Source organism: Microvirga sp. 2TAF3 (genome assembly GCF_052114965.1).
Classification (GTDB): Bacteria; Pseudomonadota; Alphaproteobacteria; order Rhizobiales; family Beijerinckiaceae; genus Microvirga.
This window is the reverse complement of the sequence record NZ_JBFRFT010000011.1, coordinates 26,337-40,208: the sequence shown is the minus strand read 5'-3', so window position 1 is coordinate 40,208 and position 13,872 is coordinate 26,337. Positions and strand designations below refer to the sequence as shown.

The following is a 13,872-nucleotide window of genomic DNA, read 5'->3' as shown; positions in this document are numbered from 1 at the left end:
TTTAAGACGGCAGATCATTCGCGTGCGGAGCAAGGGCTCATCTGCATAGCAGGAAGCTGTACTTGAAAGCTGGACTTGGGCCTGCAATTGCCGGCCGCCACCACCGGAAGGGCGGATGACATTGTAATAGACCGCATGAAAAATGGCCGGCTGAGAAGCCGGCCACTATGCATTGCTGAAACGTCTGGATCAGGAACGGGGTGTTGCGCGCACCATGGCCGGAAGGCCACTGAAATAGCCGACCGCTCCGCGTTCATCCACCATGCGCCGCAACCGGTCCTTCACCTCCGGCGGGTACTTGCCGAGGTCCTCAGTGGCGCCCGGATGCTGGATGTTGCCCGTGATGTAGGCGGCGCCGTTCACGTTGTCGTACACGCTGAGGCCCGTGTTCTCTCCGCCGGCGGGACCGCTGAAGATGCGGGCGAGCTTGCCCGTGTCGACATTGAAGGCCCAGACGAAGTTGTTGAGGTGGTTGCCCGAGTCCTCGCCGATGAAGAGCGTGCGCATGGCCTCCGAGAAACGGACATTGTCCGGGTTGGCCACCTTCTCGGTATCGCACTTGTCGTATTTGCCGGATTTCGCATCCTTCGGCTGGCTCGCGCCGTAAACGAGGGCGTTCATGTCGGCGGCCACCCAGTCGCTCGAAATCGGCTTGCCATCCGCGTCCTTCTGGCCGCCGATCAGCGTGCTCTCGTAAACCGCGCCGCAGGTGAGGTCCTTCTCGTCGCCGGTGAGCTTGATGTCGTCCTGCGGACGCGCCTCGTTCTGGCCGTCGATCATGCTTTTGCGGATGTAGGAGATGACCGTGTAGAGCTTCTTGTCGGCCGCGTTATGTGCCTGGCCTTCCATCTTGGTGAACTCGGTCGTCGCCCCGCGCAGGGCCGCATAGCGGCGGCTCTCGAGGAAGGCCGCGGCCTTTTCCATGCCGGGCTTCACCTTCAGATACTCGGTCGTGGTCTTGCCGCCCGTGCCGGCATAGACGTAGATCGCCTTGAAGCCGGCATGTTTCGCCGGATCGGCCTTGACGGCTTCCGCGGTCGCCGTCTCGAAGATGTCGCTGAACTTCGTGCCCTTGTCGATGATCGCCTTGATCTCGTCATTGGTGGCGTGGCCGAGATTGATCCATTGCAGCTTCGCCTTGCCGAAGCCGGAGGCCTGCTCCTGCACCCACTTGGCGGCATAGAGCGTGCCGGCGGAGAGATCGCCCGGCTTGTCCGCCACGAACATGGCGCGGATCACATCGTCGCCGTCATCGCCGTAATAGACCGTCTTCTGGTCGGCCATCACGTCGCCGAGTTCGAAGGCCAAGCGGCCCATGGCGTAGTGCTTGGCGACCTTCGTCGAACCGTCGGGCTGGACCGTGACTTCGACGAGATGGCCATACTGATAGGGCTTCGCGCCACCCTCGGCCGCGGTCTTGCCCACGGTGCCGAGATAGAGGTTCATGGCCTCGAGCGGCTTATTTTCGTAGAAGCGCGCATCGGGCTCGTATTCCTCGCTGCCGAGATGGGTCATCCAGGGCGTCGTCGAACCGTTGCAGGGGATCCAGAGCCCATCGACGCTGGAGAAGTCCACGTTCGTGAGCTTGATGGGCGTGAGGATTCCGGTCTTGGGATCCTGGTCCAGGACCGTCAGGTTCATGGCCATGGGCAATTGGCCATAGAGATCGACCGGCGGCTTCGACGGATCGGCATTCTTGCCTTCCGTGTCGTATTCCAGATGGTTGATGAGGAAAACCGTATGGCCCTTCACGCCATCCACCTTGGCGTTGGGGATCACCAGCATCGAGGAAGCGTCCGCGCCCGCCGCCGCGAAGGGGCCGACCGCCACGTTGCCTTTGCTGTCGGGAGCCGTGCGCATGATGGGCTCGCCCTTCTTGTCGACGACGAGGCCGGCATACCAGCCTTTCATGTAGTCGCCGGAACGGTGCAGAACCCGATAGCTCAGCGGAAAGGTTTTCTTCGTGCCGTCTTCGAGAGTCACGATCGCTTCGGAGCGGGTATAGCCGGTCGCCATCTCCATTTCAGTCGCGGGAGCTGGCGTCGATGTGAACTCCACCGCTTTGACTTTGAGCGGGGCAGGGGATTCCTGGGCAAGAGCCGGCAGGGCACAGACAAGGCTCAGCGCGGCGGTCGTGGTGGCGAGAAGGTGTTTGCGTAGCATCGGGGCTCTCCTACAGCGGGCCCTCCGCGATTAAATCCCACCCATGACAGACTGACGTCCGATGGATGACGGCAAGGTGACAGGGGCCTGCCTTCGGGATCCGCCCGGTTCGCCGCCACGATCACGGCCATGCGCGACTTCCTGGATCAGAAGCGCCGATCCTCAACGCAGCCGCATGCCGCGCGGATGCGAGGATAACGATTCCGGATCGAACTCAGGGCGCATCGTCCTGACATACATCGACCCATTCCGCGCCAACCAGTTCGGCCATGCGCATCGGTTCGATCCGCACGGCGCTATGGATGGAGCCCGCGGCCGGCACGACTTCATCGTAGGCGCGGAGCGACACGTCGCAATAGACCGGCAGGGGGGTCGCCAGCCCGAACGGGCAGACTCCTCCGACCGGATGGCCGGTCAGCTCCTGGACCGTATCAGCATCCAGCATCCGGGGCTTGCCGCCGAATGCCGCTTTGGCCTTGCGGTTGTCCAATCGCGCATCGCCCCGGGTCACGAGCAGGACGATGCGCTCGCCGGCCCGCAACGACAACGTCTTGGCAATCCGCCCGGGCTCGACCCCATAAGCCTCGGCAGCAAGGGCGACGGTGGCTGTGCTCGTCTCAAGTTCGATGATCGAGAGGTCCGGAGCCTTTTCGGCAAAAAAGGCACGAACGGATTCGAGGCTCATGATCTGATCCTGTCGATTTCCTTCGCACGATATTTTAGCGCTCGAGCCGGGAGATCAGGCTCGACGTATCCCAGCGGTTGCCGCCTTTCGCCTGCACGTCCGCGTAGAACTGGTCGACGAGGGCGGTCACGGGAAGGCTGGCGCCGTTCTTGCGCGCTTCTGCGAGGCAGATCGCAAGGTCCTTGCGCATCCAGTCGACCGCGAAACCGAAATCGAATTTTCCCTGGTTCATGGTCTTGCCCCGGTTTTCCATCTGCCAGGATCCGGCGGCCCCCTTGGAAATCACGTCGAGCACCGCCTCGATGTCGAGCCCGGCTCTCTTGCCGAAATGGATGCCTTCCGAGAGCGCCTGGACGAGACCTGCGATGCAGATCTGGTTGATCATCTTCGTCAGCTGCCCGGCGCCGGCGGGGCCCATGAGGCGGCAGGCGCGGGCGAAGCTCATGATCACCGGCTCGGCCTTGGCGTAGGCGTCAGCATCGCCGCCGCACATCACCGTGAGCACGCCGTTCTCGGCGCCGGCCTGCCCGCCGGAAACCGGCGCGTCGATGAAGGATGCGCCCTTCTTCTTCGCCTCCTCGTAAAGCTCACGCGCCACCTCGGCGGAAGCGGTGGTGTGATCGACGAAGATCGTGCCCGGCCGCAGGCCGTTGAAAGCGCCGTCCGGACCGAGCGTGATCTGGCGCAGATCGTCGTCGTTGCCGACGCAGGCGAAGACGAAATCCTGGCCCTCGGCCGCTTCGCGGGGTGTCCTCGCGGCGCGGCCGCCATTCTCGGAAACCCATTGGTCCGCCTTCGAGGCCGTGCGGTTATACACCGTCACCTCATGGCCCTTCGCCTTGAGATGTCTCGCCATGGGATAGCCCATGACACCCAGACCGATGAAACTGACCTTCGTCATCGATTGCTCCCTGAACCGTCATTTCCGGTTCTATGGAGAGAGCGCGCGGGGGTCAAACCTCTCCGGGCGTTTTCCGATCCAGGGAAAGCGAAAATGATTTATTTAATGTTCTATTTGATGTCGAACGGGAAATACTTGGCGCGGATGCGGTCATAGGTGCCGTCGGCGATGACCTGATCGATGGCGCTGTCGAACCGGTTTTTCAGATCCTGGTCTTCCTTGCGTAAGCCGATCCCGTAGAACTGGCGCTTATAGGCCGGCGTGGCAGGCGAGCCGCCAACAATGCGGCAGCAATCGCCTTCCCGGGTTCCGAGAAAGGCGGTGAGCGAGCGCTTGTCGCCGAACACAGCGTCGATGCGGCCGACCAGGAGGTCGAGATTGGCCTCGACGGGGGAGCTGTAGGGAATGATTTCGGAAAATTTGTAGAACTGCCTGAGGTAGTCAGCGTGGTCGCTGCGATCCGCTGCACCGATCTTCTTGCCCGCCAGCGTCGCCGGCGTTGCGGTCCCGATGGCGTTGTCCTTGCGTGCGATGAAGATGGCGGGAATGCGATAATAGGGCTTGGAGAAGGCAATCCGCTTCTGCCGCCGGTCGGTGATTTCGAGAGACGACATGATCGCATCGTAGTCGCGGTTGATAAGGCCGCGAATGATCCTGTCCCATTCGTGCTGAACGAGCACGCAATCCGCCTTCATGGCCTCGCACAGCGCCTTGCTGAGATCGACCTCGAAACCCTGAAGTTCGTTGTTCTCGATGTAATTGAACGGCGGATAGGCGCCCTCGACGGCGATGCGGATCTGCGGCTTGTCCTGGGCCATGGCGGAAAACGCCGATCCAAGCCACAGGAAAAGGCCTGCCAGTACTGCCAGTCGTCGTCCAAAACTCGATACGATCACGATGCCGCGGCCTTGAATGTCGCCCGGGATATTCCTTGAACCGCTTGAATAGTCAACGATTGTCTCGCGCCAATACTATTCCGGGATAGTATTCTTACAGTCTCAACCACCGGTTAAGCTCATATGGCGGCTGACGGCCGGGCGCGCGTGGCGACGGTCGATGATGAAGTCGTGTCCCTTGGGCTTGCGGGATATGGCCTCGATAATGGCCTGCTGAAGCGCTTCGTTTCCGCTCGACGCCCGGACCGGTGCGCGCAGATCGGCGGCGTCTTCTTGTCCTAGGCACATGAAAAGCTGTCCCGTGCAGGTCAGCCGCACGCGATTGCAGCTTTCGCAGAAATTATGCGTCATCGGCGTGATGAAGCCGAGCCTGCCGCCGGTTTCGCCGACGCGCGCGTAGCGGGCTGGGCCGCCGGTGCGATCGTCGAGTTCATTCAGCGTATAGCGCTCGGCGAGCCGTGCGCGAACCATCGAGAGGGGGAGGAACTGGTCGATGCGCTGCCCGTCGATTTCGCCCAGCGGCATCACCTCGATCAGGGTGAGATCCATGCCGCGCCCATGGGCCCATTCCATCAGCGTTTCGATCTCATCCTCGTTCACGCCTTTCAGCGCGACGGTGTTGATCTTGATCTTCAGGCCCGCTCCTTGGGCGGCGTCGAGACCGGCCATGACCTTCGTCAGATCGCCCCAGCGGGTGATGCTGTGAAATTTGGCGGCATCGAGGGTGTCGATCGATACGTTGATGCGTTTCACGCCGCAGGCGGCCAGTTCCGCCGCGTGGCGGGCGAGCTGCGAACCGTTCGTGGTGACGGTGAGTTCGTCGAGCGCGCCGGAATCGAGATGCCGCGAGAGAGAGCGGAACAGGGTCATGATGTCCCGCCGCACAAGCGGCTCGCCGCCGGTGATGCGCAGCTTGCGCACGCCGTTCTCGACGAAGACGGAACAGATCCGGTCAAGCTCTTCGAGGGACAGAAGATCGCGCTTGGGCAGGAAGGCCATGTCTTCCGACATGCAATAGACGCAGCGGAAATCGCACCTATCCGTCACCGACACGCGCAGATAGGTAATGCCGCGGCCGAACGGGTCCACCAGAGGGCGGTTGGACTCAGGCAGTGTTGGCAGGGTCTTCTCTCCCCACATGATGGAGACGTTCCTTTGTCGGCGTCACGGCGATAAGCTTGCCTTCAAGGTAATTATCAAGCAGCAAGCGTCAAATCACAAACCATGGAAATGAGGCCGAACATGGCGTCTGAACGCTGGCCGACCGAGCTTCGCCTTGCCAAGGACAAGCGAAACCTGCGCATCGTCTTCGACGACGGCGCGGCCTTCGACCTTCCCGCCGAATACTTAAGGGTGACGAGCCCTTCGGCCGAGGTTCAGGGGCACAGCCCAGCCGAGCGCAAGACCGTGCCCGGCAAGCGCAATGTGGAGATCATCGGCGTCGAGCCCATCGGCAACTATGCCGTGAAGCTCATTTTCGACGACATGCACGATACCGGAATCTACGGCTGGGATTATCTGCACAAGCTCGGTACCGAGCAGCGGGAGCGGTTTCAGGCCTATCTCGACGAGCTTGCCGCCAAGGGCCTGTCGCGCGAGCGATGAGATCGACTATCATACCGGAGTGCGCCCCCGTCATTCCGGGGCCGCGCGAGCGGAGCCCCGGAATGACAAGAGCGTGGCCTCAGAGCGGCAATGAACGTTACCGCTGAACGACGACGCGAGCACCGACCTTCGCACGGGCATAGAGATCCATCACGTCTTCGTTCGTCATGCGGATGCAGCCCGAGGACACGGCCTCGCCGATGGTCTCCGGCTCGTTGGAGCCATGGATGCGGTAGATGGTGCTGCCGATATAGAGCGCACGGGCGCCGAGGGGATTGTCCGGGCCGCCGGCCATATAGCGCGGCAGATCGGGACGGCGCCTCAGCATTTCGGCCGGTGGGCGCCAATCCGGCCATTCGCGCTTCATGGTGACGGAATGGGCGCCGCCCCATTGGAAGCCGGGACGGCCGACGCCGACGCCGTATTGGATCGCCCTGCCGTCGCCGAGCACGAAATAGAGGCGGCGCTCGCTGGTCGAGACGACGATCGTGCCGGGTGCATAACGGCTATCGAAGGCGACAATCTGGCGCGGAACCGGGGACGCCTGGGCGTTGAGCGATTCCTCAGGGCTATAAAGCGGCTGACGGGTGAGAGGGTCGATAGCGGTGAAAGCTGCGGCCGGCGTCGCAAGAGCGGCGAAGGCACAAGCAAGCCCGAGCAGGGCGGCGCGGGTGCGTCCCATGTTTGCCTCAGAATAACCAGGATTGATACGGGTTTTGTGTTTGTTAAACGCAATAGCCGCGTTTCGGATCCGCTCAATAACAGCGCTTTCTCGCAAAATCCTAGGGCTGCGCTGCCGTCTTTTCGCCTTGTCGTAAGCAAGGGGTTAAGGTCACGGTGACACATTTGGCGAATGCCAAAACTTCTGCGTCTTGTGCCGGTATGGCTTGACGCCGGGGGATCAAGGACTTTAGAAGGCGCTGGTCAGGGCGCGTAGCTCAGCGGGAGAGCATTCGCTTCACACGCGAAGGGTCACAGGTTCAATCCCTGTCGCGCCCACCATTTCTTCCTGGCAGTCATCATCACATTTGCGTGTTCGGCATCGTCGATGCCGGGCGCCTTCATGCCGCGGCAAGTCGCAGGAGATGGCCGACGGTGTCGAACAGCTCGTCGAAATGGTCGATGACCACATCCGGGTTGAGCTTGTGGACCGGAATCTCCGTATAGCCGAACGGCACCGCGACGGACGGGATGCGCGCCGCCTGCGCGGTGGCGATGTCGGTCCGCGAATCCCCGACCATGACCGCCCGGCGGGGATTGCCGCCGGCCCGATCAATGGTGAGCGTCAGGTGACGCGGGTCCGGCTTGAAACAGGGAAAGGTATCACGGCCGCAATTGGCCGCGAAACGGTGGCCGATGCCGAGCGCGTCGAGCAGCCTGACGGAATGCTCCTCGAATTTGTTGGTGCAGACCGCGAGGATGAAGCCCGCCGCCTCCAGCCGGTCGAGCGCCGCCTCGACGCCCGGGTAGAGCCGGGTCCTGACGCAGATATTCTCCCCGTAATGGACCATGAACTGCCGGAAGAGGTCGTCGAGATAGGCCGGGGCGAGCTCTCTTCCTGCCGCCTCGAAGCCCCGCTCGATGAGGGCGCGTGCACCCGCGCCGATCATGTCGCGGGCTTTCTCGACCGGTAGGGGCGCCAGGCCTTCGCCTTCCAGGATCACGTTCAGGGTTCCGACGAGATCGCCGGCGGTATCGGCCAGTGTTCCATCGAGATCGAACACGACGATGGGCGGGGCAATGCGCGGAGCGCGGGACGGGCTATGAATGGCCATTGAGGTCGGCTACCTGCACAGGACAAGGGAATCAAGCATGAGGGATGATATGGTCCTATGGTTGATTCGTTCTTACCGAATGGAGTGATGAATGCGGCTTGCTGGTTCTCTGGCGTATCTATCGTCGGTTCTCGTCTTGGGAAGCCTGACGGTTTCCGCCTTTGCCGCTCCCTATGATTTCGTGCCCGCGCCGCAGACCGACCTGAACCGGATCTACCGGATCGATCGTATCACCGGGGAGGTCAGCTCCTGCCAGTATGGCCTCCAGGAGGGGACGATCGGCGTGACCCTGTGCTTCGGCTATGGCGAGGGCGCCGGACCGCAAACCCCGGGCGAGTATGGGCTTGTCGCCTCCCGCCACGAGCGGGAAGGCGGCGTTTTCCGGGTCAATTATCGCACCGGCGACATGAGCATTTGCTACGTTTTCGACGAAAAGGTGGTGTGCACGCCGCAGACCAACCCCTCGTCCCAGGCTGCGCAGCCCGCAGCTCCCGGACCCACGCCGAGCGTCAGGCCGGGAACGGGAGCCTCGCCGCAGCGTCCGTGAACCATTCCGTAACGGGATTTTTCGACGCGCCTGAAGGCTATGAAACAATCTTTCTTATCAGGGCGATCACGTGCTAGAGGCCAGCGGGACCGATTTCGCCATGAGGACGTCAATCGTTAGGAAACATCAGTGAGCGACAATCTGAAGCGTGCCGCAGCGGAGAGGGCTGCGGCTCTCGTCACCGACGGAATGAGGCTCGGGCTCGGCACCGGCTCGACGGCGGCGCACTTCGTCGCCGCGCTCGGCGAGCGCGTGCGCGGTGGCCTGTCCGTCGTCGGGGTGCCCACGTCCGAGGCGACCCGCGAGCAGGCGCAGCGCGAGGGCATTCCCTTGACGACTCTCGACGAGACGCCCGAACTCGACCTGACCGTCGATGGGGCGGACGAGCTCGACGACGACCTGCGCCTGATCAAGGGCGGCGGCGGCGCGCTCCTGCGGGAAAAGATCGTGGCGTCGGCGAGCCGCCGCATGATCGTGATTGCCGACGGGTCGAAGCGCGTGATCAAGCTCGGGCGCTTCCCGCTGCCGATCGAAGTCGTGCCTTTCGGCCTCCATGCCACGCAGATCGCCATCGAGAAGCTCCTGGAAAGCCTCGAGATGCAGGGCGAGCTGCGCCTCAGAAGAACCGCGAACGGCACGCCCTACATCACCGATGGCGGACATTTCATCCTCGATGCGCATCTCGAGCGCATCGACAAGCCGAACGTGCTCGCCTCGACGCTCAACAACATTCCCGGCGTCGTCGAGCACGGTCTTTTTCTCGGCCTTGCCACCGGAGCGATCCTCGCGACCGGGGAGGGGCTTGTCGAACTCGGTCAGGTCTGACCATAAGCCTTCATGATTGGAGCCTATTCTATGATCCGTTCCACTTCTCGCCTGGCTGCGACCGCTGTCGCGCTCTTGATGCTCGCAAGTCCGGTTCTCGCCCAGACGCAGCCGAGCGCCAGCCACCTGGCCGTCGCCCGTGAAGTCGCGGTCACATCCGGCATGACGCGTTCGATCGACGCGATGACCGAGCCGTTCTTCGCGCAACTGCAGCAGATGAACGTGACCCGTCCGGAGATCAAAAAGGATCTCGACGAGGTCGTCGTGATGCTGCGGCCCGAGGTCGAGCAGTTGAAGCAGAAGATGGTCGACAGCGCGGCGGTCGCCTTCGCCTCTCGCCTGTCCGAGCCGGAGCTCAAGACGATCGCCGATTTCTACAAGACCCCGGCCGGCAAGAAATACGTCGAGATACAGCCCGGCCTCCTCGACGACATCGTCAAGGATCTGGCTGCCTGGACGCAGAACCTGTCGGAATACGTCATGACCCGCGCCCGCGCCGAGATGGGCAAGCGCGGTCACCAGCTGCAGTAACGGCGGCATTCGTCAACGGAATACGGAACAGGCCCGGTCTCCCGGGCCTTTTCTTTTGCGGAAAACTCGTTCTCCTGCTGCCGGTCCGGCATTCGAGCGGGGTCGCAAACCGCTCCAGAAAGTCTTGGGTACAAAGTCTTGGGTACCGCCTTTTCTCGCGCGAAATCGGTGTCCACTTTTGCGGAGAATGCTCCAGATCCGTTCCTGCAGGTCACGCTCATCCGCAAATCTTCGGAGCTCTGCTCGGGAGGACGGCGCGGATGTTCTGGCTCTCGCCATCCCGCCTGCCGATAAGGCGGTTAACCGATCCATCTGCGCTCGCCGCCTCGGGCTTTGCGCATTGATAAGGAGAAGGTCATGGCCGAAGACTGGGCTGCCGACGTCAGGAAATACGCTCCGGATGCCGACGAGAAGGCAATCGCCGGAATTGTGCGCCATTGCGGAATTGCGCTGCAGAAGCGGGATTCGTCCCTGGTCGCGTTCTCGGACAAGGAGGAGCTGGGCCGCGTGCGCGAGAGCTTCCTCAAGAAGAAACTCGGCCTGACCAATTCGGATGCGGATCTCGACAAGGCCATCCACTCGATCGGCGACAGGCTAAAAGGGGATCGCACCAAGAACCGGGTGACGGTCTATTATCTGCTCGCCGATCATTTCGGAAAGCTGTCCGCTTTCTCGTGACCGATGCAGGCCCTCGACTCCAGGGCGTATCCGGCAGTTTAGAGACTGGAGCGGTTGCGATCCAGGGATCGCAACCGCTCCAGAACGTGATTAGAGCATTTTCAGGCGAAGTGGATCCGGTTCGCCGTCGAAAATGCGTCCGAGCAAAAGAAGAGAGCGATTCCACGCAAGTGGAAACGACTCTAGTCCTCGTTGGCCTTGAAACGCCCCATGCCCTTGAGCGCGAAGGGCAGGACAAGGGCGATGAAGGCGATGCCGAGAAGGGTTGCCGAAATCGGGCTCTGCAGCAGCGCCATCGGGTCGCCGAGGCTGATCGAGAGGGCGCGGCGCAGCTGCGCTTCCGCGATGGGGCCAAGAATGAGGCCCACGACCACCGGTGCGATCGGATAATCGAACCGCCGCATCAGGAAGCCGAGAACGCCGAAGACACCAAGCATCGTCAATTCCACGACCGAGGGCTTTGCTGCGATGGTGCCCATGGTCGCGAAGACCAGGATGCCCGCATAGAGCCAGGGCTGCGGGATCGCGAGAAGCTTCACCCATAGGCCGACGAGGGGAAGGTTCAGCACCAGCAGCATGGCATTGGCGATGAAAAGGCTGGCGATCAGGCCCCAGACCAGTTCAGGACGCTCGGCGAAGAGCAGGGGGCCCGGATTGAGGCCGTATTGCTGGAAGCCCGCCAGCATCATCGCCGCGGTCGCCGAGGTCGGCAGGCCCAGCGCGAGCAGCGGGACGAGGGTACCCGCGGCCGAGGCGTTGTTGGCGGCTTCGGGACCGGCCACGCCCTCGATGGCGCCCTTGCCGAATTCCTCCGGATATTTCGTCAGACGCTTCTCGGCGGAATAGGACAGGAAGGTCGGGATCTCCGCGCCGCCTGCGGGCAGAGCGCCGATGGGGAAGCCGAACAGCGTGCCGCGCAGCCACGGCTTCCAGGAGCGCTTCCAGTCCTCCTTGGTCATCCAGAGCGAGCCGCGAACCGGCTCCAGGACTTCTTCCTGAATATGACGCCGCGAGGCGACATAAAGCGCTTCGCCTACCGCGAAGAGGCCGACCGCCAGGGTCGTCACCTCGACGCCGTCCAGAAGTTCCGGCACGCCGAAAGTCAGGCGAGCCTGGCCGGTGAGCTTGTCGATGCCGACGAGGCCGAGCGCCAGGCCGATGAAGAGGCTGGTGAGACCCCGGATCGGTGAATCGCCGAAGGTCGCCGACACCGTGACGAAGGCCACGCACATGAGGGCGAAATAATCCTCCGGCCCAAACCTCACGGCGAGTTCGACGAGGGTGGGGGCGAGGAAGGCGAGGCCCAGGGTGGCGATGGTGCCGGCAACGAATGAACCGATGGCCGAGGTGGCGAGCGCAGGGCCACCGCGGCCGGCCTTGGCCATCTTGTTGCCTTCAAGCGCCGTCGCCATGGAGGCGCTTTCGCCGGGTGTGTTGATAAGGATCGCGGTGGTCGAGCCGCCATACATGCCGCCGTAATAGATGCCGGCGAACATGATGATCGACCCGCCCGGATCGAGCTTGAAGGTGATCGGCAGCAGAAGCGCCACGGTCAGCGCGGGGCCAATGCCGGGGAGAACGCCGACGGCGGTGCCGAGCAGCACGCCGACGAGCGCGAAAAGCAGATTCATCGGCTGGAGAGCGACGGTCAGGCCGTGGGAGAGAGCGAAGAAAGCATCCATGGCCAACCTCAGATCAGACGCTCGATGGGACCCATCGGAAGCGTCAGGGTCAGGAGCTTGGAGAAGAGCAGGTAGATCACCAGACCGGCCACGAAGCCGATGATAAGGTCGGTCACGAAGGCGCGCCGCCCGAAGGCGGCCGAGGTGGCGGCGAAGAGCACGGCGGTCGCCGGGATGAAGCCGATGTCGAATTGGATGAAGGCTATCAGGACCGCGAGCCCGCCGACGATCAGGATAATCGGCTTCCAGTCGAGGCTTTCACGCTCCGGCAGCCCGCCCCGAAAGGCCGTGACGGCATTGCCGATCGCCAGAACGGTGAGCCCGATCGCAACGACCATGGGCATCGCCTTCGGCCCCAGACCGTAGACGGATGAGAGCTGGAGGCTGTTCAGATCCTGCCAGATGAGGCAGGCGAGGAGAAGGAGCACGAGGGCGATGAGAAGCCCTGCCTTGTCGACACGCCTGATTGTTCGCGTAGCCATGATATTTTCCTAAAAAGAAGCGCCGCAGAGCGGCGCTTCCAAAGCATCGTTTCGAACCGTCTTGTTTTAAGACTTCACGAGGCCGACCGAGGTCAAGACCTCTTTCGTACGGTTCTGGTCTTCGGCCAGGAACTTGGCGAAGGCATCGCCCGGGAGATAAGCGTCGTCCCAGCCCTTCTGCTTCAGGATTTCGGCCCATTCCTTCGACTTCACGAGCTTGTCGATGGTCTCGGAGAGAGCCTTCTTCTGGTCGGCGGAGAGGCCGGGAGGAGCGACGACCGCGCGCCAGTTGGCGATCTCGAGGTCGACGCCCTGGTCCTTCAGGGACGGCATTTCGGCCGTTCCCTTGCCGGCCGGGGTGGTCAGGCCGATGAGGCGCAGCTTGCCTGCCTTGATCTGGCTCTCGAACTCGCCATAGCCGGCGATGCCCGCCGTGACCTTGCCGCCGAGGATGGCCGCAAGCGATTCACCGCCGCCCGAGAACGGGATGTAGTTGATCTTGGTCGGGTCGGCGCCGACGGCCTTGGCGAACAGGGCTGCGGCAATGTGATCCACGCCGCCGGCCGAGCCGCCGGCCCAGGTGACCTTGGCCGGATCGGCCTTCACGGCGGCCGCGAGGTCCTTGGCGTTCTTGATCGGGGAATCGGCCGGGACGACGATCGCCTCGTATTCGCCGGTCAGGCGGGCAATGGGGGTCGTCTGGTCGAGGGTGACGGGCGACTTGTTGGTGAGAAGCGCGCCTACCATCACGTAGCCCATGACCATGAGCTGGCTGCCGTCGCCCTTCGCGCCGTTGACGAACTGGGCGATGCCGATGGAGCCGCCGGCGCCCGGAACGTTGGTGACCTGCACGCTCTTGGCGATGCCGGACTGGGTCAGGGCCTGCTGCATGGAGCGGGCGGTCTGGTCCCAGCCACCGCCCGGTGCTGCCGGAGCCATGATCTTGAGTTCCGACTGGGCCATGGCCGAGGTGGCGATTCCCGCCACAGCGGCTGCGGCGAGCACACCGCGCCAAAGACCCTTGCGATATTGGCTCATTCTATTTCCTCCGACGATGAGATTTGGCGCCTTTCGCTCGGCGAGCGTGCGTCCTGCGACGAAC

At 62.8% G+C, this 13,872-nt stretch carries 15 protein-coding genes and 1 tRNA gene; 6 read left to right on the top strand and 10 right to left on the bottom strand.

What is annotated here, in order from left to right:
* Positions 1–189: 189 nt before the first annotated feature.
* From AB4Y97_RS12540 to moaA, 5 genes are all read right to left on the bottom strand, one after another.
* On the bottom strand, positions 190–2,163 hold the full coding sequence (locus tag AB4Y97_RS12540; RefSeq protein WP_441999375.1) for a PhoX family protein: 1,974 nt from the start codon (positions 2,161–2,163) through the stop codon (positions 190–192).
* A 214-nt stretch (positions 2,164–2,377) separates the two neighbouring features.
* Complete coding sequence (locus tag AB4Y97_RS12535; RefSeq protein WP_441999374.1) at positions 2,378–2,848, bottom strand: YbaK/EbsC family protein; 471 nt, start codon at positions 2,846–2,848, stop codon at positions 2,378–2,380.
* Between the two features lie 34 nt (positions 2,849–2,882).
* Entirely contained in the window at positions 2,883–3,749 is an 867-nt protein-coding gene (locus AB4Y97_RS12530; protein WP_441999373.1) for an NAD(P)-dependent oxidoreductase, read from the bottom strand.
* A 110-nt stretch (positions 3,750–3,859) separates the two neighbouring features.
* Complete coding sequence (locus AB4Y97_RS12525) at positions 3,860–4,567, bottom strand: transporter substrate-binding domain-containing protein (RefSeq protein WP_441999372.1); 708 nt, start codon at positions 4,565–4,567, stop codon at positions 3,860–3,862.
* Positions 4,568–4,747: 180 nt separating this feature from the next.
* Positions 4,748–5,785, bottom strand: coding sequence for a GTP 3',8-cyclase MoaA (gene moaA / locus AB4Y97_RS12520; RefSeq protein WP_441999371.1), 1,038 nt, complete (start codon positions 5,783–5,785; stop codon positions 4,748–4,750).
* Positions 5,786–5,887: 102 nt separating this feature from the next.
* On the opposite strand from moaA, the gene AB4Y97_RS12515 reads away from it, so the two are divergent.
* Positions 5,888–6,250 carry a gamma-butyrobetaine hydroxylase-like domain-containing protein gene (locus tag AB4Y97_RS12515; protein ID WP_441999370.1) on the top strand — a complete coding sequence of 121 codons (363 nt, stop codon included), beginning with the start codon at positions 5,888–5,890 and terminating at the stop codon, positions 6,248–6,250.
* A 97-nt stretch (positions 6,251–6,347) separates the two neighbouring features.
* Here AB4Y97_RS12515 and AB4Y97_RS12510 read toward each other — a convergent pair whose 3' ends face one another.
* Complete coding sequence (locus AB4Y97_RS12510) at positions 6,348–6,932, bottom strand: L,D-transpeptidase (RefSeq protein ID WP_441999369.1); 585 nt, start codon at positions 6,930–6,932, stop codon at positions 6,348–6,350.
* A gap of 245 nt (positions 6,933–7,177) precedes the next feature.
* Here AB4Y97_RS12510 and AB4Y97_RS12505 point away from each other — a divergent pair.
* Positions 7,178–7,252: transfer RNA gene (locus AB4Y97_RS12505), tRNA-Val, on the top strand.
* Between the two features lie 59 nt (positions 7,253–7,311).
* On the opposite strand, the gene AB4Y97_RS12500 is transcribed toward AB4Y97_RS12505, so the two are convergent.
* Positions 7,312–8,025, bottom strand: coding sequence for an HAD family hydrolase (locus AB4Y97_RS12500; RefSeq protein ID WP_441999368.1), 714 nt, complete (start codon positions 8,023–8,025; stop codon positions 7,312–7,314).
* A gap of 91 nt (positions 8,026–8,116) precedes the next feature.
* Here AB4Y97_RS12500 and AB4Y97_RS12495 point away from each other — a divergent pair, with 91 nt between their 5' ends.
* The 4 genes from AB4Y97_RS12495 (at position 8,117) to AB4Y97_RS12480 (ending at position 10,606) form a co-directional block, all read left to right on the top strand.
* On the top strand, positions 8,117–8,572 hold the full coding sequence (locus AB4Y97_RS12495; RefSeq protein WP_441999367.1) for a hypothetical protein: 456 nt from the start codon (positions 8,117–8,119) through the stop codon (positions 8,570–8,572).
* A gap of 129 nt (positions 8,573–8,701) precedes the next feature.
* Complete coding sequence (gene rpiA / locus AB4Y97_RS12490) at positions 8,702–9,397, top strand: ribose-5-phosphate isomerase RpiA (RefSeq protein WP_441999366.1); 696 nt, start codon at positions 8,702–8,704, stop codon at positions 9,395–9,397.
* A gap of 30 nt (positions 9,398–9,427) precedes the next feature.
* On the top strand, positions 9,428–9,928 hold the full coding sequence (locus tag AB4Y97_RS12485) for a DUF2059 domain-containing protein (protein WP_441999365.1): 501 nt from the start codon (positions 9,428–9,430) through the stop codon (positions 9,926–9,928).
* A 357-nt stretch (positions 9,929–10,285) separates the two neighbouring features.
* Positions 10,286–10,606, top strand: coding sequence for a DUF2853 family protein (locus AB4Y97_RS12480; protein WP_441999364.1), 321 nt, complete (start codon positions 10,286–10,288; stop codon positions 10,604–10,606).
* Positions 10,607–10,788: 182 nt separating this feature from the next.
* On the opposite strand, the gene AB4Y97_RS12475 is transcribed toward AB4Y97_RS12480, so the two are convergent.
* The 3 genes from AB4Y97_RS12475 to AB4Y97_RS12465 form a co-directional block, all read right to left on the bottom strand.
* A complete protein-coding gene (locus tag AB4Y97_RS12475) occupies positions 10,789–12,288 on the bottom strand; it encodes a tripartite tricarboxylate transporter permease (protein ID WP_441999363.1) in 1,500 nt (499 codons plus the stop codon).
* A gap of 8 nt (positions 12,289–12,296) precedes the next feature.
* Positions 12,297–12,770, bottom strand: a complete 474-nt coding sequence (locus AB4Y97_RS12470; protein ID WP_441999362.1) for a tripartite tricarboxylate transporter TctB family protein — start codon at positions 12,768–12,770, stop codon at positions 12,297–12,299.
* A 66-nt stretch (positions 12,771–12,836) separates the two neighbouring features.
* Entirely contained in the window at positions 12,837–13,808 is a 972-nt protein-coding gene (locus AB4Y97_RS12465; RefSeq protein WP_441999361.1) for a Bug family tripartite tricarboxylate transporter substrate binding protein, read from the bottom strand.
* Positions 13,809–13,872: the final 64 nt, after the last annotated feature.